Origin of the sequence: Psychrobacter sp. UBA6766 (genome assembly GCF_002453355.1) — a bacterium.
Taxonomy (GTDB): Bacteria; Pseudomonadota; Gammaproteobacteria; order Pseudomonadales; family Moraxellaceae; genus Psychrobacter.
Genome location: NZ_DKGQ01000016.1, coordinates 14693 through 34766, shown reverse-complemented (window position 1 = coordinate 34766; position 20074 = coordinate 14693). Strand labels below are relative to the sequence as shown.

The 20074-nt window shown below is 43.3% G+C and carries 21 protein-coding genes; 10 read left to right on the top strand and 11 right to left on the bottom strand.

All coding sequences use genetic code 11. The annotated features are described in order from the left end of the window. Together thyA and lgt are read right to left on the bottom strand one after the other, a co-directional pair. Window positions 1–608 (bottom strand): thymidylate synthase (gene thyA / locus B4K26_RS03950; protein WP_296243689.1); only part of this gene is annotated, 608 nt, incomplete at its 3' end. A gap of 72 nt (window positions 609–680) precedes the next feature. Further along, entirely contained in the window at window positions 681–1571 is an 891-nt protein-coding gene (lgt, locus tag B4K26_RS03945) for a prolipoprotein diacylglyceryl transferase (protein WP_296243688.1), read from the bottom strand. Window positions 1572–1739: 168 nt separating this feature from the next. On the opposite strand from lgt, the gene B4K26_RS03940 reads away from it, so the two are divergent. Further along, window positions 1740–3341, top strand: coding sequence for a DUF4139 domain-containing protein (locus B4K26_RS03940; protein ID WP_296243686.1), 1602 nt, complete (start codon window positions 1740–1742; stop codon window positions 3339–3341). A gap of 35 nt (window positions 3342–3376) precedes the next feature. Continuing rightward, on the top strand, window positions 3377–4189 hold the full coding sequence (locus B4K26_RS03935) for an NRDE family protein (protein WP_296243684.1): 813 nt from the start codon (window positions 3377–3379) through the stop codon (window positions 4187–4189). An 83-nt stretch (window positions 4190–4272) separates the two neighbouring features. Here the strand turns inward: B4K26_RS03935 and B4K26_RS03930 are convergent, their stop codons facing one another. Continuing rightward, window positions 4273–4794: an RNA pyrophosphohydrolase gene (locus tag B4K26_RS03930; RefSeq protein WP_296243682.1), complete on the bottom strand. Its 522-nt coding sequence runs from the start codon at window positions 4792–4794 to the stop codon at window positions 4273–4275. 564 nt (window positions 4795–5358) lie between these two features. Between B4K26_RS03930 and B4K26_RS03925 the strand changes: the two genes are divergently transcribed. Further along, on the top strand, window positions 5359–5772 hold the full coding sequence (locus tag B4K26_RS03925) for an OsmC family protein (RefSeq protein WP_296243680.1): 414 nt from the start codon (window positions 5359–5361) through the stop codon (window positions 5770–5772). A gap of 13 nt (window positions 5773–5785) precedes the next feature. After that, a complete protein-coding gene (locus B4K26_RS03920; RefSeq protein WP_296243679.1) occupies window positions 5786–6211 on the top strand; it encodes an MAPEG family protein in 426 nt (141 codons plus the stop codon). Window positions 6212–6257: 46 nt separating this feature from the next. Here the strand turns inward: B4K26_RS03920 and B4K26_RS03915 are convergent, their stop codons facing one another. From B4K26_RS03915 to hisIE, 6 genes are all read right to left on the bottom strand, one after another. Beyond that, window positions 6258–7304, bottom strand: coding sequence for a tRNA dihydrouridine synthase (locus B4K26_RS03915; RefSeq protein ID WP_409521389.1), 1047 nt, complete (start codon window positions 7302–7304; stop codon window positions 6258–6260). Window positions 7305–7367: 63 nt separating this feature from the next. Then, window positions 7368–8867: a UvrD-helicase domain-containing protein gene (locus tag B4K26_RS03910; protein ID WP_296243677.1), complete on the bottom strand. Its 1500-nt coding sequence runs from the start codon at window positions 8865–8867 to the stop codon at window positions 7368–7370. Between the two features lie 222 nt (window positions 8868–9089). Next, window positions 9090–9956 (bottom strand): twin-arginine translocase subunit TatC, encoded by an 867-nt coding sequence (gene tatC / locus B4K26_RS03905; RefSeq protein ID WP_296243676.1) that lies wholly within the window; start codon window positions 9954–9956, stop codon window positions 9090–9092. Beyond that, entirely contained in the window at window positions 9956–10657 is a 702-nt protein-coding gene (gene tatB / locus B4K26_RS03900) for a Sec-independent protein translocase protein TatB (protein ID WP_296243675.1), read from the bottom strand. Before tatB ends, tatC begins: the two co-directional genes overlap by 1 nt. A 25-nt stretch (window positions 10658–10682) precedes the next feature. Then, on the bottom strand, window positions 10683–10922 hold the full coding sequence (gene tatA, locus B4K26_RS03895; protein WP_296243674.1) for a Sec-independent protein translocase subunit TatA: 240 nt from the start codon (window positions 10920–10922) through the stop codon (window positions 10683–10685). Window positions 10923–11103: 181 nt separating this feature from the next. Further along, window positions 11104–11952: a bifunctional phosphoribosyl-AMP cyclohydrolase/phosphoribosyl-ATP diphosphatase HisIE gene (gene hisIE, locus B4K26_RS03890; protein WP_296243673.1), complete on the bottom strand. Its 849-nt coding sequence runs from the start codon at window positions 11950–11952 to the stop codon at window positions 11104–11106. A 373-nt stretch (window positions 11953–12325) separates the two neighbouring features. On the opposite strand from hisIE, the gene rpmI reads away from it, so the two are divergent. From rpmI to B4K26_RS03865, 5 genes are all read left to right on the top strand, one after another. Then, the gene (gene rpmI / locus B4K26_RS03885; RefSeq protein ID WP_011281253.1) at window positions 12326–12523 is read left to right on the top strand and encodes a 50S ribosomal protein L35; all 198 of its coding nucleotides are present in this window, start codon (window positions 12326–12328) and stop codon (window positions 12521–12523) included. A gap of 143 nt (window positions 12524–12666) precedes the next feature. Then, on the top strand, window positions 12667–13023 hold the full coding sequence (gene rplT, locus B4K26_RS03880) for a 50S ribosomal protein L20 (protein WP_058369591.1): 357 nt from the start codon (window positions 12667–12669) through the stop codon (window positions 13021–13023). Between the two features lie 417 nt (window positions 13024–13440). Further along, window positions 13441–14496, top strand: coding sequence for a phenylalanine--tRNA ligase subunit alpha (gene pheS / locus B4K26_RS03875; protein WP_296243670.1), 1056 nt, complete (start codon window positions 13441–13443; stop codon window positions 14494–14496). Between the two features lie 68 nt (window positions 14497–14564). After that, window positions 14565–16979: a phenylalanine--tRNA ligase subunit beta gene (pheT, locus tag B4K26_RS03870; RefSeq protein ID WP_296243668.1), complete on the top strand. Its 2415-nt coding sequence runs from the start codon at window positions 14565–14567 to the stop codon at window positions 16977–16979. A 249-nt stretch (window positions 16980–17228) separates the two neighbouring features. Then, window positions 17229–17528 carry an integration host factor subunit alpha gene (locus B4K26_RS03865; protein WP_296243666.1) on the top strand — a complete coding sequence of 100 codons (300 nt, stop codon included), beginning with the start codon at window positions 17229–17231 and terminating at the stop codon, window positions 17526–17528. 219 nt (window positions 17529–17747) lie between these two features. Here B4K26_RS03865 and B4K26_RS03860 read toward each other — a convergent pair whose 3' ends face one another. Next, on the bottom strand, window positions 17748–18104 hold the full coding sequence (locus tag B4K26_RS03860) for a hypothetical protein (RefSeq protein ID WP_296243665.1): 357 nt from the start codon (window positions 18102–18104) through the stop codon (window positions 17748–17750). A gap of 519 nt (window positions 18105–18623) precedes the next feature. On the opposite strand from B4K26_RS03860, the gene ypfJ reads away from it, so the two are divergent. After that, complete coding sequence (gene ypfJ, locus B4K26_RS03855; protein ID WP_296243664.1) at window positions 18624–19511, top strand: KPN_02809 family neutral zinc metallopeptidase; 888 nt, start codon at window positions 18624–18626, stop codon at window positions 19509–19511. Between the two features lie 156 nt (window positions 19512–19667). Here ypfJ and B4K26_RS03850 read toward each other — a convergent pair whose 3' ends face one another. Next, window positions 19668–19913: a hypothetical protein gene (locus B4K26_RS03850; protein WP_296243663.1), complete on the bottom strand. Its 246-nt coding sequence runs from the start codon at window positions 19911–19913 to the stop codon at window positions 19668–19670. Window positions 19914–20074: the final 161 nt, after the last annotated feature.

Sequence of the window (20074 nt, the reverse complement as noted above, 5' to 3'; positions counted from 1 at the left end):
TTATGGGGGTATAATAGGAATAAATCCGCTGAACGCTGATAAAGCTGGCAGGAGAGTTTATTGTCCGCCACAAAGAACTGGAACAATGTATGACAAGGCGGCAGGGCAACTTGTTCCGCCTCACTTGGATTCCAGCCAGAGACAATCAAGCGACGCGAGTTAGGATTGGTTTTTATTTGCTCGATAACGTCCGTGATTTGGTCGACGCCATTACTTTCATAGCTACCGTCTTCACGCTTAGTCGCGCCATAATTGCGCCATTGATGACCATAAATGGGGCCAAGGTCGCCTGCAGGACGATTAAAGCGAGCGGTTTGCTCAGCCGTTGCCCATTCATTCCAAATGCGCACGTTATTTTCTTGTAGGTAATCTACCTGCGTGCTACCGCTTAAAAACCACAATAATTCATAAACGATGGATTTAAAATGAACCTTTTTGGTGGTTAGTAAGGGAAAGCCGTCGGCCAAATTAAAACGTAGCTGCGCACCAAAATGGCTTAACGTCCCGGTGCCAGTACGATCGCCTTTTTCAGTGCCATTAGTCATGACATGTTTTAGCAGGTCTAAATAGGCTTGCTCATTTTTACTGTTATGGTAATTAGTGGTCATAAAGGTACTCTTTTGCCTGATTCAAATACATCATTCAATATTTAAACGTATTTTTAATATCTTATTTGATAATTAAGCTTTATAAGCTGCCTGCTTTCCCCAATCATAGATACCGCGTTTATACGCATAAATCAGCACGATTAGGCCAATGATAATCATTGGTGCGCTTAGTATTTGGCCTTTGGTCATCCAGCCGAATAAAATAAATCCCTGGTCAACATCTGGTTGACGGAAGAATTCGATGATAAAGCGGCTGAGACCGTAGCCCAATAAGAAAAGAGCAGAGACGGCCATACGGGGCCGCGGTTTTGAGGAATACCACCATAAAAAGATAAATAACACTAAACCTTCAGCCAACGCTTCGTATAGCTGCGATGGATGACGCGGTAGCAGGTACTGACCATTGACCTCAAGCATCAATTCTTGTAGTTCAGGATTAGCCTGTAATTGCTGCATATCAAAGGCGGCAGCTTGCGGGAAGTAGGTCAACCAATTATAGCCGCCGTCCGAAACACGGCCCCAAAGCTCGCCATTGATGTAGTTACCGATACGACCGAATAGCAGCCCCGTTGGTACACAAGGAATAATAAAATCGAGCACCTGAAACGGCGCCTTTTTATATTTGCGGGCAAAATACAACATGCCTAGCAAAACACCAATCATGCCGCCATGGAACGACATGCCGCCTTCCCAGACTTTAAATAAATACGCAGGATTTTGTAGCAATTCATCAAATTGATAGAACACAACATAGCCGATACGCCCACCCAAAATGACACCAAGGGCACCAAAAAAGACCAAATCAGACACCATATCGGTGGTCCAACCGTCGCGTTTGGTGCTGCGATACCAAGCCAGGCCATAAGCGGCAGCAAATGCCAGCAAATACATCAGGCCATACCAGTGTACTTCTACTGGCCCCAAGGAAAGCGCTACGGGGTCAAACTGAGGATGAATCATCATAAAGGTATCATAATTATGGTTAATAAAATGCTCTCTATAATAGCAAACTTCCTCCCTTGCGAACATATGATAATTTGATGCAAAATTGAATTAAGGATTGAATGAATAGCAAAGCATTTAAAAAACCGATAAGATGAAAAAAAGTGCATTCACTTCTAAGGAATCCTTATGCAGCTATCTTTATCACCATTACCCTTACTAGGCATCGTGGCTTCAGGTTTAACGCTATGGATTCCTATCAATGCACAAGCAGCAAACAGCAGCATTGAGCAAATTACGATTTATCAAGGTTTGGCGAGTGTCACGCGTACTTTGCCAATCAATGGCAGTGGCGAGCAAACGCTAATTTTTTCTTGCTTATCGCCGAGTATTGAGACCGATAGCATCAGTGTTCAGGCACTCGGCAATGTCAATGTTGGCGAAGTGAGTATTCAGACCTTGAGCGGCGAGCAAGCAGCGCAATGTCAGTATCAAGGGGCTGCGAATGTGCAGAATCAGCAAAGTAATTTGGCAAACATCAGTGCCGAATTGGAAGCGGCACGTTTGACCAAAGCCTATTTGCAAAACCTAACCAAAGTAACGCAAATCAATACGACTGGCACACTAGCCAATAACGCCCACGATTTAGAGACGCAAGCCGCTAGTATTAATAAAAAAATAATTGAGCTGCAAAAACGAGAAGCGCGTGCCAAAGACGACTTAAATCAGCTCGTCGCTGGCAGTACTTCCTCAGTACAAAATAATGTCACCCAAGTGAGTGTGCGCACCGCCAGCCGCACGCCAAGTACGGTGAAACTGCATTATCAAGTGCGCGGAGCCAGTTGGGAGCCAACTTATCAAGCGCGGTTAAATACCGATAGTCAGCAGCTGAATATTACTGCCTCGGCCATCATCGCCCAACAAACGGGTGAGAATTGGAACAATGTTCCCGTCGTTTTAAGCACGGTTAATCCCAACCAAACCACCACCAGTCAGCTACCACGAGTCGAGCACCTATCATTATATGAAGCCCAGCAAGCTAAATTGGCGCGCTACGCACAGCCGATGATGGAGATGGAAGCGACTCCTGTCGTCATGGTATCAGCAAATGACAATTATGGTGGCGCTGAACATATGCCGCCGCTACCGAGTTTTATAGTGAGCAGCCAAAATAAAAATGGTGTCACCGAGTATCGACTGCCACAGCGCGTGACTATTCCTAGCGATGGCAGGCGAATTCAAACAGTTATTGATGAGCAGTCTGGCATCAGTAAGCTGTGGTTACGAAGCACTCCAAGTGTCGAAGCTGCCGCTTATTGGTATGCCTCAGCGCCATTTTTGACGCCTGCTTGGGCAGATGGCTCGTTGCAGTTATACCGTGATGATAATTATGTTGGTCAGTCACGCTATAGCTATCAAAACCTAAAAGAGCAGGGCATTGGCTTTGGGGTGGATCCAAGTTTGCTCGTAAAACAGCTAACCGATGAAAACAAACAAGGCGATAAAGGCGTCTTTAATCGTCAACAAACCAAAACCATCACTCAGGCTTATCAGTTTACCAATCAGCATAATCGTAGCGTACGCTTGCAAGTATTGAGCGCTGAACCGGTAAGCCGCGACGATAATATTAAGGTAACTGCAACGCATACACCCGCCATTAGCATAAAAGACTGGAATAATGATAAAGGTATAGTTGCTTGGGAGTTTGATTTGCCAAGTAAGCAAGCGCAGGTGCTGCAATCAACGTATCAAATCAGCTATCCTGCTGATAAAAAACTGAATACTAACTAAGCGCTAATAATTTCATATTAATATCAAGGAAAACTATGTGTATCGTCGCCATTGCTTGGCAGTTATTTGATGAGTTGCCGTTGGTTTTATTGTCCAATCGTGATGAGTTTTTACAACGTCCAACAGAGCCGCTGCATCAATGGGTGGATAAGCCTATTTATGCAGGGCGGGATAAACAAAGTGGCGGAACATGGCTTGGCATTCATCAGCAGCAACATGGTGATTTTTATGAGCGAAATGGACGCTGGGCGGCGGTATTAAACTTTCGTGATGGCGTTCAGGCAAATAATGACGAGCGTTCACGCGGTGAATTGGTCACGGATTTTTTGGCTAGTACTTCAAGCCCATTGGAGTTTGCGCGGCAAATCAGCCTGCAAGAGTATGCGGGCTTTAACCTTATTATTGGAGATACGGCGCAAGCGGTAATTGTCAATAATCGTGGTCATGCACCGACGCCATTATATGCTGGATTGTACGTGCTCTCTAATGGGCAACCAGAAGAAGCTTGGTTTAAAACGGAACGTCTGCGCGGTCGCATTCGTCAAGAAGTGTTGCCTTTGATTTCTGAGAATATCGCGCCTGAGTACTGGCAAGAAGCGGCTTTTGCCGTTATGTCAGATACCACGCCTGCACCACTAGAAAAGCTACCGGATACAGGTGTCGATATTGACATTGAACAAGCGCTATCGTCGATTTATATAAAGCCCGCTGAGCTGATAGGCGTCAGTAATGCCGCAATACCAAGCTATGGTACGCGAACCCAAAGCATTCTCACCTTACGTCAAAGGAGCGTAGCAGATAAAAAAATCCAAGCGCAAATTATCAGTCGTGAATGTCAATATTCATAAAAATTAGCATAAAAAATACCCATATTAATACTTGCTATCAATATGGGTATTTATTTTTGCTCTGACTGTCAGGGCAGCTAAGGTTATTCCACCAACAAATGATTGTTTTGTTCTGGAATAATCAGTTCTTGTTTAAGGGGTAGTTCGCGCACCAATTCTTGCAAGGCGCGACGGTATACCCCACGTTTAAAGTGAATCACTTGTCCAAGTGGATACCAGTAGCTGACCCATTGCCAGTTATCGAACTCTGGTTTCCCCTCATCGAAGCGGATATGTTGGGTATTCGACTCATCTAAGCGCAGCAAAAACCATTTTTGTTTTTGCCCAATACACAAAGGGTACTGCCCATGGCGGACGTAGCGTTTTGGCAAGCGATATCGCAACCAATCTTGCGTAACGGCCAACAGATCGACGTGACGTGGATATAAACCGACCTCTTCCCAGAGCTCGCGATACATCGCATCCATCGGCGTCTCCCCGCGGTCGATACCGCCTTGAGGAAACTGCCAAGCGTTGTGACCAATACGTTTTGCCCACAGAACTTGCCCTTGTGTATTTGCCAAGATGATGCCGACATTGGCGCGAAAGCCGTCTGCATCTATCATGACTAAACCCTTTTAAATTGTTTAAAAATAGCTTATTTCGACAAGATACAACGACAGTAATCATAGTTATTATAGGGTGACTACCATCAATACCATGACAAAATAAGATTCATTACCGGTATTAAACCAAGAAACAATCAAAATGTGTAACAGTATTTTGCTATAAAATGTTTCACAAGATTAATACTTTAAAATCAGTTAGTTATGAGTCTACTTTTGTAGAATTTTTTGGGTGATTGTTCAGGGTTTGGAAGTTTAAATAATGACGAATGTATCAATACTTAAGAATTAAATGAGCAATTAAATAGCTTTTTTCAAAAGACAAAAAGGGTATAGTTTCTAAAAGTTAAAAAGAGCTAGGTTTATAAATCTCTTTTTGGCTTATGCTACACTAGCAAAGGTTGTTACTTTTCCAAAATAAAATGTTTTTAAAAAATAAAAAAAGACACCCCTCGAACTAAACATGACGCTGATTAATCAACGTGAGAATTAAGCGTCGTGTATATGAAAATCATATGAATTTAAATTTAAAATCGTACTAATTAAAATCAAGGAATATTCAATATGTCAGAATCAAAAGCAAGCGTTGCCTGGCAACAAGATAAAGCTTTTATGGGTGTGTCACCATCAGGACATAACGTTCAAATTGATGCCGATAAAGAAAAAGGCGCGAGCCCAATGGAGCTTATTCTATTAGGGCTTGGTGGCTGTGCTAGCTATGATGTGGTAGCAATTTTACAAAAGTCGCGCCAAGAAGTGTCAGACGTTCGCTGTGAGCTGACCGCTCAGCGTGCCGAAACCGTGCCAGCGGTTTATACCGACATTCATATGCATTTTGTGGTAACGGGTGAAAATGTGAAAGAAAGCCAAGTAGAAAAAGCCATCAAACTATCAGCAGAAAAATACTGCTCAGCCAGCCGGATGCTGGTTCAGGGAGGTGTCAATGTGACGCATGACTTTGAAATAATCGCAGGGTAGAGGCGAACAACTTATGAATGTATTTTTCGGTTTGATTTCCGATAGCGCTGCCGCTGGTATTTGGGCGATGGTGGTGGCGAGTTTGTTACCGCTAGCGATGGCACTAACAGCAAAAATGCTCGGCGGTTTTAATTTGGCTGACAATGCCCATCCGCGTGATTTTTTACAAGGAACGACTGGTGCAGCGGCCCGCGCAAATGCTGCTCAGCAAAATAGCTATGAAACCTTACCAGTATTTTTAGCTGCGGTACTGGTGGCGATGTTATTCTTTGTGCCGCAGTTGATTATTAATACCATCGCTTGGTTATATGTATTAATTCGTATCGGCTATTGTGCGGCCTATATTACCAATTTAGCCACGTTTCGCTCAATACTATGGGTGCTATCAATCGTCTGCTGTTTGATGTTATTTTATTTAGCGATTCGACTCAGTTTTTAGCTTGTCCATTTATAGAACTCATGATTTTATGACAAAGCCGTGATTATTAGCGTACGCTGTTTTGCAGCGCGTTAATAATCACGGCTTTATTTTTTTCTCGTTTGATACGTTCCCACAAGGTTTGCGCCTCAGAGTAACCCTTGGTCAGCATACCAAGCCACTGCTTATAACGCCCGACCAACACCACATCGTTTTTCGCCGTACCCTCTAAGAATTTAATCTGATGCGCAATCAAGTCTTGCCATGCTAAGGCTGTCAGCGTTTTTATGTCGTTATTATCGGCATCAATCTCGGCAATCAAATCAGGGCGAGTGACCGCGCCGCGACCAAGCATAAGATGCGTTGTTCCTGACTGCGCCATACAGTTTTGTGCCTGCTCACTATTCCAAATCTCGCCATTGGCAATCACTGGAATATCAAGTGTATTAAAATTTTGGATTTTATCCCAATAAGCGGGCGGTTTATAACCTTGGGTTTTGGTTCGCGCATGAATGGTGAGCCAATCTGCGCCGCTAGCGCTAATCGCTTCGCGAATATCATCCATGCGACTGGTATCGGTATAGCCTAAACGGATTTTTGCTGATACGGGAATATGAGTAGGAGTCGCTTGGCGAACGGCGCTAATAATCTCGTACATTATTTCAGGTTCATCAAGCAACACCGAACCACCGCGATGACTGTTTACCGTCTTGGCAGGACAGCCAAAGTTAATATCAATGGCAGGCGCGCCGAGCTCGCAAGCATACACCGCGTTTTCTGCCATCAATTGCGCATCACTACCGAGCAGTTGAATATGAATCGATGTTCCGGAGGCAGTTTTGGCATCATGATGCAATTCGGGCACGTATTTATAAAATACATGCGCTGGCAAGATAGTTTGGGTGACGCGAATAAATTCACTGACCGACCAATCATAAGGCCGACCTAAATCGGCGGCAATTTGCGTTAAGATTTTCCGCATTAATGGGTCAGTTAAGCCTTCCATGGGCGCAAGTAGGCGGACGGGATTGGCGAATAACTGTTGTATGGTGTTTTGGCGCTCTAGCAATGCTTGAGATAGAGTCGAGGTATTAGACTGCTGGTTATTATTCATGGTTGGTTATTCGTTACATAAAAAAGTATAGTCGAGAGGTCTCAATCGATATAGACGAGAAGGCTAGGAATTACCAAAAATGACTTTTTTCCCCGTCTGCAATCCTGACACCAAATCTTTAATATTATGAATGTCTAAATTGCTTTGCGCACGCGTGCAAGCGACATAAAGCAATCGCAATTCTTCTGGGCTAATTTTTACCGCATTGGTGGTCACGTCATAATAAAAATCATCGTCAAGCTGTACTTTCCCCCACTCGAGCCCTTTGGCTTTATGCGCCGTTGAGATGACATAATCAGCGTTCTCGATACTGCTTAAGCTGTTAACTGCTTGGCTGAGCACGTTAGTCCCATGATCGTCGACCAATTTTACCAATGTTTTGAGGTCACTACCTTCATTGGTTTCCGAGTATTCTTGAACATCGCCCCAATTATAAAAATACGCAAGTTCAGGAACGCCATACGCCGATTTACCATTTTTTAAGTTTTCAGCAGCCTGACAGAATTTTAGCATACGGTCGGTATCTGCTTGCAGCGCCACACGGTGACCTAGCTTAAGTCCTGTCAATAATTGCGCCATTGCCGCTGCATTGGTCCGGCAAAGGATGGCATCTTTTTTACTGTGAACCAACCCTTTGTCGGTAGAAGATTGCTTATTAGGATTACCTTTTAATGGCACGTCTTCTTGCAAGGCTTTGAGCAATGTATTGGCAATCTCAGCAATTGGCTCGCCAAAACGGAACGATTGGGTCAATAAAGTTTGTGGCAAGGGCAATTTTTTCATCGCATTAACTGCGCCCCGCCATTCATAAATCTGCTGATGGGCGTCACCGACATAAATCACTTGCCGTGGCTGCTGGGTCAAAATCCCCATCATTAGCGGGTCGGCATCTTGCGCTTCGTCAAATAAAATAAAATCTGCTGGAATACTGGGTTTTGATAACGCCCAAAGTTTTAGATAAATATCATGACCAATACCCGCAGGATGCCGCGCATCAATTGACTGAAGCCAGCGCTGCTCGACGGCAGGATAGAGCATCTCACGCAGTTGCTCGCTATCTGACTCATCAAGCCAACTTGGAAATTCAATATGCCTCGGTGCTGGATAGCTGGCATGAGTACTACAAAAATTACTCACGGCATCACTAACGAATCGCGCTAATCTGGCTGGCGTCAGAGTAATATACTTATTCACCCCATCCATTTGCCGGCGAACTTGGACCGGTTGTAAGCCCAAATCATCGCCCAAACGTTTGGGTGAAAATCTCGGTAGTGATAGTTTGGCGGTGATATCACGCGGAACATGACGATAGGCAAGGGAGTGAAAGGTGCGACAATCGACATGACCTGGGAACTTCTGCCGCGCATCATTAGCGATGGCTTTGTTGAACGCCAAATATAAACCGCGACCACGCAGACGTTCGCCGATTAATTTAAGAGTTGTCGTTTTCCCTGCGCCCGCGTAGGCGACCACTTTAAATGACTTATGATCCATTGCCATATTTAGCGCGTTCAGCTGCTCATCAGTGGGATCGCTCATATAAGCTGGCATAGATGCGGACATAACAAAGCTACCTAAAAACGGGAATGAGAAAAATGAATGGGGGTAAAAAAAGCCACTGCATAAACAACGGCTGATTGGTCATATTAATGCTGATGAAACAATATGGAGAGCGTAAACGACAATAAATAAAAAGACGAATTGAGCAAGAGGGTGGTACTAAAAAGACTATATTAGCAGATTAGTACGTTAACTGCTTTTTGAATAAGTGCCTGATAAGTAGCGTTATTCTTTCTTCAACGCTGTGTCACTTACCAAGTCAAGCCTGCGCTCTTCTTTAATTAAAATTTTTGCTAAAAATAAGCCGAGTTCAAACAATAACCACATCGGGATGGCGAGCATTAACATCGATACCCCGTCGGGCGGTGTAACGACAGCAGCAACACCAAAACAGCCGACGATAATATAACGACGTTTATCTTCTAGGCTCTGAATGGAGACGATGCCGACCAATATCAATAGCAACGTGATGACTGGAATCTCAAAAGTCAGTCCAAATACCATAAACAGTTTAAGCGCAAAACTCAAATAACTGTCGATATCGGTCATCGGTAAAACGTTTTGCGGCGCAAACATAATAAAGAATTTTAGAACGCCTTTAAGGACAATAAAATAGGCAAACGCCACACCCGCATAAAATAAAAATATAGAAGACATCAGCACTGGGATCGCAATTTTTTTCTCTTTTTTATATAATCCGGGTGCCACAAAAGACCAAATTTGATACAAGATATAGGGCATCGCTACGAAAGCAGCGACGAATATTGTCAAGCGTATCGGTGCCATAAAATTAGATGTGATGTCGGTGGCAATCATGGTTGAGTTGGCAGGTAGCTGAGCCACCAATGGATTAGATAAAAAATCATACAACTCGCGCGAAAAGCCGACCAATGCTAAAAATATCACCAGTACCGCGATGCAAATCTTAATCAGATGTCGGCGCAGTTCAATCAAATGCTCAGTAATGGGCATATCAGCTGCGGCGCTCAAAATGTCGCCAGAATCTTCACTATTTTCTGAATTTGCTGCTGTTTCAATGCCAGCGTTGTCTGCTTTTTCTTGGCGACTTTTTTGACGTTTAAATAATCCCATTAATCATTTTCCTGCTGCTTGGCAGAAGCCTGTTGGTTTAACGAGGTATCCATTTGGGTATTTAATAAAATGTCGGCTTTATAATTGGGAAAGTAAGGCGGTTGCGGTAAACGTCGCGCTTTGTCATAAGCGCCCAAACGAAACCACATGTTTTCCCATGGTTTGGTGATGGCGGTTTGAATCATTTGATTGGTATTGTCGTTAAAATCAGTTTTTAGACTAGCGTCATTATTTGAGTTCTGTGATTCTGATGGTTCAGGCGCTGTTAATTTTTTATCGGAGTCATAGCTGTCATAAGCGTAGTCAAATTCTTTTGGCGTTGCTAATGAATGATCGTCTTTTTCATGGTCAATTTTATTGCTATCACTATCCACTTTAGTAATATTAACTTGATGCGCGGCTTTAAGATGCTGATTTTGCGAGGATTCAAACTCTTGCAAACTTCCACGCATCTCTGCCATTTCACGGCGCATTTCTGCTTCAGTCTCACGAATTTTAGCCAGCTCTTTTTGCATTTGTTGGCGGGTTTCAGCTAAATCTAGCTCAGCTTCAATTTCAGATTGCAAAGTAGTGACGGTTCGACGGATCTTGGCATACCATTGCCCAGCCGTACGTGCCGCTTGGGGCAGCTTTTCTGGCCCCAAAACGATTAAGGCGATGACGCCAAACAGCAGTAATTCTGAAAACCCAATATCAAACATAATGTCCCAATGCCACTATTAAATGCTATACATTATGCTTGTCATCAACCTTGGTGGTTGTTCGCTCTTCAGTGTGCGCGTTGCCATCATGATCAAGCACAACTTGCTTTTTGGCATGTTCGGTATTTTCATCTTTAACGGCGTCTTTAAAACCTTTGACCGCGCCGCCCAAATCTTTACCGGCATTTCTTAGCTTGGAGGTGCCAAATACGACCACCACCACCACCAATAAAATCAGCCAATGCGTAATGGAAAAACTGCCCATGATGCTATCCTTCTGTCTTGGTTTTTAGTCTTTATATAAATACTTTGAGTGTATAGGAAGTTGCTATCCTAAACAAAAAGTATCGACATCTTCTGCGAAATAAAACAGAGCTATATTATAACCTGCCATCAGGGTAAAAAGGCGAAAGCAACAATAATCAAACAGCGCCACTCTAAAAAGACTAGCGCGCTGCTTTTTCATCAATTCCCGACAGTCCAAAGCGTCGGCCCAACTCACTTAATACCGCTTCTGACTCTATATCAAACCAAGCCAGCCCAACCAAAGTATGGAACCAAACATCAGCGACTTCATAAATAAGCTCATGACGCGCGGCATTATACTGGGCTTCGTCGATGTTTTTATCACAATTGGCAAAGTCTTTAGCAGCAATGATGCTTTCAGTGCTTTCTTCTCCAACTTTTTCTAGTATTTTATTAAGACCTTTGGCGTATAAGCTGGCCACATATGAGCTGTCAGCATCCGCTTGCTTGCGCTCTGCTAATACATGGTCAAGCTGTTGCAAAATAGAGTGATTGGTAGAGCCGTTGTCATTTGTATGAGCAGTAGCATTGATTATGTCTTGCGATGTGGCTGCGTGTACCTGAGGCGAGGCATTCCCTGTTTTGTGAGAAGTATAAATCTCCGCAGGGTCTTTTAATACTTTATCAACGGTTTGCCATTCAGGCGTTTGCCCCGACAAATCCAAACGTTGATAAAAACAGGACTCACGGCCAGTATGACAAGCGATACCACCGGCTTGAGTGACGCTAAGGACAATCACGTCGGCGTCGCAGTCCAGACGAATATCATGCACGCGCTGGGTATGTCCAGACGATTCGCCTTTATGCCATAACTTGCCACGCGAGCGCGAAAAATACACCGCCGTTTGTGTTTGCGCGGTCAATTGTAGTGATTCGGCGTTCATCCAAGCCATCATTAAAATACGTCCCGACACATCATCTTGGGCAATCGCAGGAATCAAACCATCGGCATTAAAATTTACGGCAGCAAGCCAGGCAGGTAAAGTCATAATCTATCTGTCGTCTTATAAAAAGGAATTAAAAAGTGATAAAGAAAATAATAAAGGTAGCACTAGCGCTCAATCCCTACTTAAACACAGCTTCGACTGACATTCAATATATTAAAGCAGTCATTAAACCACAATTATAGCAGTAGCACGATCTTGCTCGCTTTTTATTTAATAACCACTAACGGATAATAGTCACCAACGGACTATGCCAAAGCAGGAATTAAAACTTTCCTTGGCAAAACAGCGCACTATCTGCTAAAATAGCGCCTCCCACCTCGAGGCAAATAGCCGTTTAGTGCTTGTTTTTAAAGCGACTATTCATTATTGACTATTTGGCGACCAGGTTCTATCAAAGACAAAGAGGCAAATCATCATGAAAGTTAAGATGAAAACCAGAAGCGGCGCCGCTAAACGCTTCAAAAAAACAGCGAACGGCTTTAAGCGTAAGCAAGCATTCAAAAGCCATATCTTGACCAAGAAATCAGCTAAGCGTATTCGCCAGTTGCGCGGTCTAAAGATGGTGGACAAGTCTGACGAAGCAGCAGTTCGTCGTATGTGCCCATACATCTAATAACCTATCGTCATTTATAATTAATTAGAAGCTATTAAATTAATAGCGACTGAATTAAAAATATTTGACTTTGCAATTTGATAACGATGACTATTATTTAATAACATCGTGATTCGCTTAATTTAAAAATCTTGGAGTAATTTATGGCCCGTGTAAAACGTGGTGTTCAGGCAAATCGCCGTCACAAAAAAATCCTAAAACGTGCAAAAGGCTACTACGGTGCCCGTTCACGTGTTTACCGCGTAGCGGTACAAGCAGTGACCAAAGCTGGTCAATATGCTTATCGTGACCGTCGCAACAAAAAACGTACTTTCCGTCGTCTTTGGATTGCACGTATCAATGCTGGTGCACGCTTAAACGGCTTAAGCTATAGCCGCCTTATCAACGGCTTGAAAAAAGCAAACATCGCAATCGATCGTCGCGTACTTGCTGACATCGCTATGCATGATGCAGCGACTTTCACCGCCTTGGTTGAAAAAGCAAAAGCGGAACTAGCATAAATATTAACCCATCATTAGATATGCTGCTTGCTAAGTGCTTATTTATAAGTGATTTTTTCTAAGCGATTGTCTATATGGATAGGGATAATATTAATTAATAGGTCGATATTAATAAAAGCTACCGCTGGTCGGTGGCTTTTTTTATAGTAAATATTTTTTTACAGTAGTTGATTTTATTGTCCGTTGTGTGAGAGTTAAGTTGCAGCATGCTTTTTCCGAAATTGTACTTTTTACTTTCTGAAATCATCATTTAAAGTCATTGTCTAAATATTCAAGCCATTTCTACAATTAACCATTTCTACTGAAATGGTTTGCAATATTTGGTCAATTCCCTACAATTACCAATTACCAATTACCAATTACCAATTACCAATTACTATCATTAATAGTCCGTTTAAATCAGGAAGAATGCGTCTTATGACTAGCCCTGCTGCCACCACCGATTTGTCGGCGCTACCGACATTGTCCTCAGAGCTCAATGAGCTAAATGAAGCTCAATTGATTGAGTTTTCCAGTGCCGCTGAAGCGTTAATCTTACAAGTCAATGATGTTCGTTTATTACAAGATTTACGTGTGCAATTGACTGGTAAAAAAAGCCCATTAATCGGCTGGTCAAAGCAAATGGGTAAGCTCAGCAGCGATGACAAAAAGACCTACGGCGGCTGGTTACATCAAGTTCGTAACCGTATTCAATATGCCTTAACCACTCGTCAGCAGCAGCTAGAAGAAGCGGCCTTAAACGCCAAGCTTGCCAGCGAAAGTATCGATGTCACCTTGCCTGCGCGTGGTAGCCAAAAAGGTCATTTGCATCCAGTAACGATGATTACCCAGCGTATGCAGCAGTATTTTATCCAAGCGGGTTTCAATGTCGCTACTGGGCCTGAAGTTGAGAGCGATTACTATAATTTTGAAGCGCTTAATATTCCCTCGCATCATCCAGCACGGGCGATGCACGATACTTTCTACTTTGATGCGCACTATCTATTACGGACGCATACCAGTCCAGTACAGATTCGTACGATGGAAAAGAACGAGCCGCCGATTCGCATTATTTGTCCAGGTCGCGTGTATCGTAATGACTCTGACCAAACGCATTCGCCGATGTTCCATCAGCTAGAAGGCTTGATGGTGACAGAATCGAGCACCTTTGCCGAGCTAAAAGGTTTGATTAGCGAGTTCTTAGAAGCGTTCTTTGCCAAAGAGCTGACCGTGCGTTTCCGTCCGTCATTCTTCCCATTTACCGAGCCATCAGCTGAAGTTGATATCCTTGATGACAATGGCAAATGGCTTGAAGTGATGGGCTGCGGTATGGTGCATCCACAAGTGCTGACCAATTGCGGTATCGATGCGGAAAAATACACGGGCTTCGCTTTTGGGATGGGGATTGAGCGCTTCGCGATGCTGTATTATGGTATCGATGATTTGCGCTTATTTTTCCAAAATGACGTACGTTTTTTAAAGCAGTTTGGCTAGATTTTCATTATTAATCGTCGAACCTTTACTTCAAAATCTTTATTATAAAATTCTGATCCGAGATATTTATGAAAATTAGCGAACAGTGGCTACGTCAATGGGTAAACCCTAATAATAGCAGTGAGCAATTGGCTGAACAGTTGACCATGGCAGGGCTAGAAATTGATGATCGCTTTGCGGTCGCCCGTGCCTTCAGTGGTGTGGTTGTTGGTGAAGTTATCAGTGTCGAGCAGCATCCAGACGCGGATAAGCTACGCGTTACACAGGTCAATATTGGTGCAGCCGAAACTTTACAAATAGTCTGCGGTGCGCCCAATGTCACGGTTGGTATGAAAGCACCCGTTGCGACTGTTGGTGCGGTATTGCCTTCTGATGATAAAGCAGGCTTTAAAATTAAGAACGGTAATCTACGCGGTATCGACTCAAACGGCATGCTTTGCGGTGCGTCTGAGATTGATTTAACCGATAGCATCGATGGTTTACTTGAGCTACCAGCAGACGCACCGATTGGCGTGGATATCCGTGAGTATTTAGGTTTAGATAATCAAATATTAGATATCTCTATCACGCCAAACCGTGGCGATTGCTTTAGCGTACGCGGTATTGCCCGTGAGATATCAGTCATTAATGATTTGCCGATGCAGCAGCCTAAGATTCCTGCCAATGTTGCCGTTACTGCTAACGATGCTGACACTGCGACGCCAGCCGTAACCGTAGACGCAGTCGAGGCTTGTCCGCGTTATTTACTGCAATCAATTAGCAATATTGATCGTAGCATCGATACGCCAAAATGGATAACTGATGCGCTAGTGCAATCCGGACTGCGTTCACATAATTTCTTAGTTGATGTGACCAATTATGTGTTGATGGAACTCGGTCAGCCGCTACATGCCTTTGATGCCGATACCATCGTTGGTGATATAATGGTGCGTTTGGCGCAGCCTAAGGAAACCATTACTTTGCTCAATGAGCAAACCATTACCTTAACCGGTGATGAATTGGTCATTGCTGATGAGAAAGGTGCTCTTGCGCTAGCGGGTATTATGGGCGGGCAACGTAGTAGTGTCACCGATAGCACAACCAATATCGTGTTAGAGAGTGCTTTCTTTAATCCCTTAGCTATCGCTGCGCGCGCCCGCCGATTTGGTTTACATACCGATGCCTCACAACGCTTTGAGCGCGGCGTCGATTTTGAATTACCAGAATTGGCATTAGCGCGGGTTGTTGATTTGATTACCAGCGTCACGAATTCTCGAGCAGGGCAAATTGTTAAAGTAGAAAATAGACAGTACTTGCCAGCCCGCACGCCAATTACCTTACCAATCGCCAAGGTTCATGACGTTATCGGAATTGAGATTGAGCCGACAGTGATGGTGCGCATCCTAACTCAGTTAGGATTTGGGGTAGAGCAGCTCGCAGATAGCCTGATTTGCACGCCGCCATCATATCGCTTTGATATGAGTATTAAAGAAGACCTCATCGAAGAGATTGCCCGTATTTATGGCTACGACAATATTCCAAGCGTTTTGCCACACCTGCAAGTGAGCATGGATTATGACGATACGGCAGATTTAACGCATGAAATGAAGCTAGCACTGGTCAATAATGGCTATATGGAAGCGATTAGCTTTAGCTTTAGTGACGCAAAAATAGAAGCCTTGCTGGATGATAAAGCGCTTGGCGAAGTGTTGGCATTAGCCAATCCTATTTCTAGTGACTTGGCCGTTATGCGCCGCACTTTGCTGTCAAGCTTACTGCCTTGTGTGCAATATAATTTAAACCGTCAGCAGTCACGGGTTCGTTTTTTTGAAACTGGGCTAAGTTTCGTTGGTCAAAGTATCAATGAGTTGGTACAAACACCAAGTATTGCACTGGTAGCAGTCGGTGATGTTTGGGATGAGCAAGCGTATCAAAACCGTGCACTAGACTTTTATGACCTCAAGCATGATATTGAGCAATTATTACCTGCGCAAATCGAACGCGCACGTATTCGCTATGAACGTAGCGAACTTGCCTTCTTGCATCCAGGTCAAAGTGCTAAGCTTTATATCGATGACGCCTATGTTGGTTGGTTGGGTCAACTGCATCCAAACACCGCTAAACAGTTAGATTTGCCAGCTACTTGGGTTGCCCAACTGTCATTGGCACCGCTACTGACGCTTGCACGCGAGCAGCATGCGATTACTACCCCAAGTAAATTCCCGCAAGTACGCCGCGACATTGCTATCTTGGTCAACAGCGACGTCAGCTTACAAACATTAGCGGCAACGATTCGTACGGCGGCAGGTACACTATTAACAGATTTATGGCTATTTGATGTTTATCAAGGCGACAAAGTTCCGACTGGTCAGCGTTCTCTAGCTTTTGCTTTAATATGGCAAGACCAAGCGCAGACCTTATCTGATGAAGCGGTAAAGACAGCGACAGATAAGGTCGTGCGAGCGCTCACCGAGCAGCACTCAGCACAGCTGCGTGACAGCTAAAACGTAAATATAAGAATGTAAAACGCACTATAGTCTCGTCATGTGTGGGACTATGGCGCTTTGCTATTTATAAAAATGATTATTTTATAGAAAATTTTATTCATAAAATTAGTTAAGTGGTTATTAATAAAGGATTTTAATGCAGACTTTATTAAAAAGGCGGCAAAAAACCTTTATAATAGCTAGCATTAATTCTCATACCGCTAAACCATGATATTCGACATCACGACATAGCATAGGAGTCGTACTGTGAGCACCTTAACCAAATCTGACATGATTGAGCATTTGATGAGTCATCTTAACCTAACACGCCAAGAAGGGCGGTGTTTAGTAGAGAATTTTTTTGACGAGTTGTCGGAGAGTTTGATTGATGGCAAAGAGGTCAAGCTTTCAGGCTTTGGCAACTTTGAGCTTAAAGACAAAAGCAGCCGCCCAGGTCGCAACCCAAAAACAGGGGAGCCTGTTGCGGTATCGGCGCGCCGCGTTGTTACCTTCAAAACAGGACAAAAATTTCGCCAACAAGTTGATGAGCGTTTATTTGATGAATAGCTTTTATTCAACCGTTAATTTTAACTTTAACGAAGTTTTTTAATACCAAGCGTTTTAATAAAGAAGCCTTTTAATAACGACGCTTTTCAATTTTACACAACGCTGTATTGTAAGTGGTGAGTAAAAACGTTAAATAGTCAGTATGTGATTAACAGGCATAAAAAAAGAGAGCATACGCTCTCTTTTTTACTACAGAATTTCTATTATGAAAAATAAAAATTACTGAGCTGGTTCTTCTACAACAACTTCGTCAGCTGCGTCTACAGCAGGCGTTTCGCTAGCTGCGTCAACGCTGGTAGTATCGCCGTCTACAGGTACTTCAGCGTCTACTTCGTCAGTAGCAGTAGCAGCTTGTGCTTGAGCGATGTCAGCTTCAGCATCAGCTACAGCAGCGTCTGCATCAGCAGGAACAGCTTCGCCGTCAGTACCAGCTTCGTTTAGCTCTTCTTGAGCGTCTTGCACTTCTTCTTGCGCGTCAGATAAATCTTCAGCAGCGTTTTCTTTGTTGCTATCACAGGCAGTAAGGCCCATAGTTGCAGTCATGATACCAGCTAGAGCAAGTAATTTAAGTTTCATAAGGATTCTCCGGGAAAATGAAATGATCAGTAGCAGCAAAAAAGGTTGAATCTCCGAGATTTCTCAGAATTCAACTAGTATTAATTACAGCTACTCAGCTTTCACGCATTCTATATGATTTCTTTCTGCATAGAAAGAGGTTGTACAATTAAGTAACAATAATTTTGTAAATGAGATTTTGCTTTGCTTACTTATTATACTTTTTAATACAACAAGCCAAATTAATCGACGTATAATCAATGACATCAGTATGTTTTAAGACCTTTCTTAAAAAGGGTTTTCTCTTAAGATTGGAAGTATATTTTCTAACTATTTATGACGTTTTTATCAATCCTACAGTCATAAAATGAGTCAGCTAAAAGTTCAAAAAAAGTTAGAAATATAAAAGCTATAAAAGATAAAAATCAGCATATGAAATCAAAGGATTGCGCTAATTTTGCTATAACAACACAAAGCAAATAACAAGATTTATTACAATACCAATAGTAATACTCATTGTACCTTTTTAGGAGAGAAATTATGAAATGGCAAGATAGACGCGGTAGCTCGAACGTTCGAACAAGTAGTGGCGGTGGTAAGATGATTGGCGGCGGTATTGGCGGTATCATTATTGCTGGTATCTTATGGCTGGTCTTTGGCGTTAATCCGATGACAGCATTGCAAACGGGTCAAGTGATTGCAGGCGGCGGTAGTAATACTTCTACCCAGCCTGCCACCAGTGATGATCGTGATACCCGATTTGTAAAAGTCGTCTTAGCCGACACCGAAGAAGTTTGGCATCAAATATTTAATGAGGCAGGCAGTACTTATAAAGAACCGTCATTAATTCTATTCAACAGCCGAGTCAGCTCAGCTTGTGGCAGTGCAAGCGCGGCAACGGGGCCTTTTTATTGTCCAGGTGATCAGACAGTCTATTTGGATACCTCTTTTTTTGTAGAAATGCGTCAAAACTTAGGTATTACGGGCGACGAGCAAGGCTCAGGCGATAGCGAAAATCAAGGTAAGGCTGGAGATTTTGCGCAAGCGTATGTTATCTCTCATGAAGTCGGTCATCATGTCCAGACTTTGCTAGGCATTACTCAACAAGTAAGTGAAGCCAGCCGTCAAGTAACGCGCGCGCAGGCTAATAAACTGTCCGTATTACAAGAATTACAAGCGGACTGTTTTGCTGGTGTGTGGGCGCAGCGCAATCAAGAGCGCGTGCAGTTCTTAGAAGCGGGCGACATTGATGAAGCCATCAATGCGGCCAGTCAAATTGGTGATGATCGTTTAGCGCGTGCCAGTGGCGGCGCAGTGGTACCCGATAACTTTACACATGGTACCAGTCAGCAGCGCGTTCAGTGGTTTACCCGTGGTTTAGAGAGCGGGGATATTCAATCTTGTGATACTTTCAGCGGGGCACTATAAGAATAATGAATTTTCATAGAGAGAATTTATAAAGAGAATGGAAAGTGATATAAGCTGTGCCTATTAATTTCAATATCAGCCAACTTAAATACCAGCCATAAAAAAACCTGCAATTAATTACAGGTTTTTTTATGGCTAAATAGCTATCAAAACCAATTAACGGGTTTGATCAAGAATATAAGCACCAGCACCACCGATAGCTGCGCCACCTAGGGCACCGCGAGCGATACCTTTACTATTGCTACCACTTTTAAGAAGAGCGCCAGCAGCTGCACCAGCAGCTGCACCTTTAGCAGTGTTGCTTAGACCACTGTTATAACCGTAACCATTACTGGCACAACCGCCCATCATAAGTGCTGAGCTAGTGATAGCCGTTAACGCAAAAGTTTTAGCAAATTTCATAGTGTCACCTATTAAGTCGTTAAGTTTGGAATCCAATATACAGGATGTATCTAAATATGTCTGTACTACTTTTAATAATAGCTTGTTTACTTCTATCAAGCCGTAGTAGAAACGCTAAGCTTTGCAAATAAACGGTAAATTATGTTACTTCGCTGTATCAT

Bases quoted from the DNA above. Each gene is read 5' to 3' on its own strand.
- B4K26_RS03920 (WP_296243679.1), top strand. From the start codon at position 5,786: ATGAATGTATTTTTCGGTTTGATTTCCGATAGCGCTGCCGCTGGTATT.
- B4K26_RS03930 (WP_296243682.1), bottom strand. From the start codon at position 4,794: ATGATAGATGCAGACGGCTTTCGCGCCAATGTCGGCATCATCTTGGCA.
- tatB (WP_296243675.1), bottom strand. From the start codon at position 10,657: ATGTTTGATATTGGGTTTTCAGAATTACTGCTGTTTGGCGTCATCGCC.
- ypfJ (WP_296243664.1), top strand. From the start codon at position 18,624: ATGAAATGGCAAGATAGACGCGGTAGCTCGAACGTTCGAACAAGTAGT.
- rplT (WP_058369591.1), top strand. From the start codon at position 12,667: ATGGCCCGTGTAAAACGTGGTGTTCAGGCAAATCGCCGTCACAAAAAA.
- B4K26_RS03915 (WP_409521389.1), bottom strand. From the start codon at position 7,304: ATGAATAATAACCAGCAGTCTAATACCTCGACTCTATCTCAAGCATTG.
- hisIE (WP_296243673.1), bottom strand. From the start codon at position 11,952: ATGACTTTACCTGCCTGGCTTGCTGCCGTAAATTTTAATGCCGATGGT.
- tatA (WP_296243674.1), bottom strand. From the start codon at position 10,922: ATGGGCAGTTTTTCCATTACGCATTGGCTGATTTTATTGGTGGTGGTG.
- B4K26_RS03910 (WP_296243677.1), bottom strand. From the start codon at position 8,867: ATGTCCGCATCTATGCCAGCTTATATGAGCGATCCCACTGATGAGCAG.
- B4K26_RS03925 (WP_296243680.1), top strand. From the start codon at position 5,359: ATGTCAGAATCAAAAGCAAGCGTTGCCTGGCAACAAGATAAAGCTTTT.
- B4K26_RS03850 (WP_296243663.1), bottom strand. From the start codon at position 19,913: ATGAAATTTGCTAAAACTTTTGCGTTAACGGCTATCACTAGCTCAGCA.
- lgt (WP_296243688.1), bottom strand. From the start codon at position 1,571: ATGATGATTCATCCTCAGTTTGACCCCGTAGCGCTTTCCTTGGGGCCA.
- pheT (WP_296243668.1), top strand. From the start codon at position 14,565: ATGAAAATTAGCGAACAGTGGCTACGTCAATGGGTAAACCCTAATAAT.
- B4K26_RS03940 (WP_296243686.1), top strand. From the start codon at position 1,740: ATGCAGCTATCTTTATCACCATTACCCTTACTAGGCATCGTGGCTTCA.
- tatC (WP_296243676.1), bottom strand. From the start codon at position 9,956: ATGGGATTATTTAAACGTCAAAAAAGTCGCCAAGAAAAAGCAGACAAC.
- B4K26_RS03860 (WP_296243665.1), bottom strand. From the start codon at position 18,104: ATGAAACTTAAATTACTTGCTCTAGCTGGTATCATGACTGCAACTATG.
- pheS (WP_296243670.1), top strand. From the start codon at position 13,441: ATGACTAGCCCTGCTGCCACCACCGATTTGTCGGCGCTACCGACATTG.
- B4K26_RS03935 (WP_296243684.1), top strand. From the start codon at position 3,377: ATGTGTATCGTCGCCATTGCTTGGCAGTTATTTGATGAGTTGCCGTTG.
- rpmI (WP_011281253.1), top strand. From the start codon at position 12,326: ATGAAAGTTAAGATGAAAACCAGAAGCGGCGCCGCTAAACGCTTCAAA.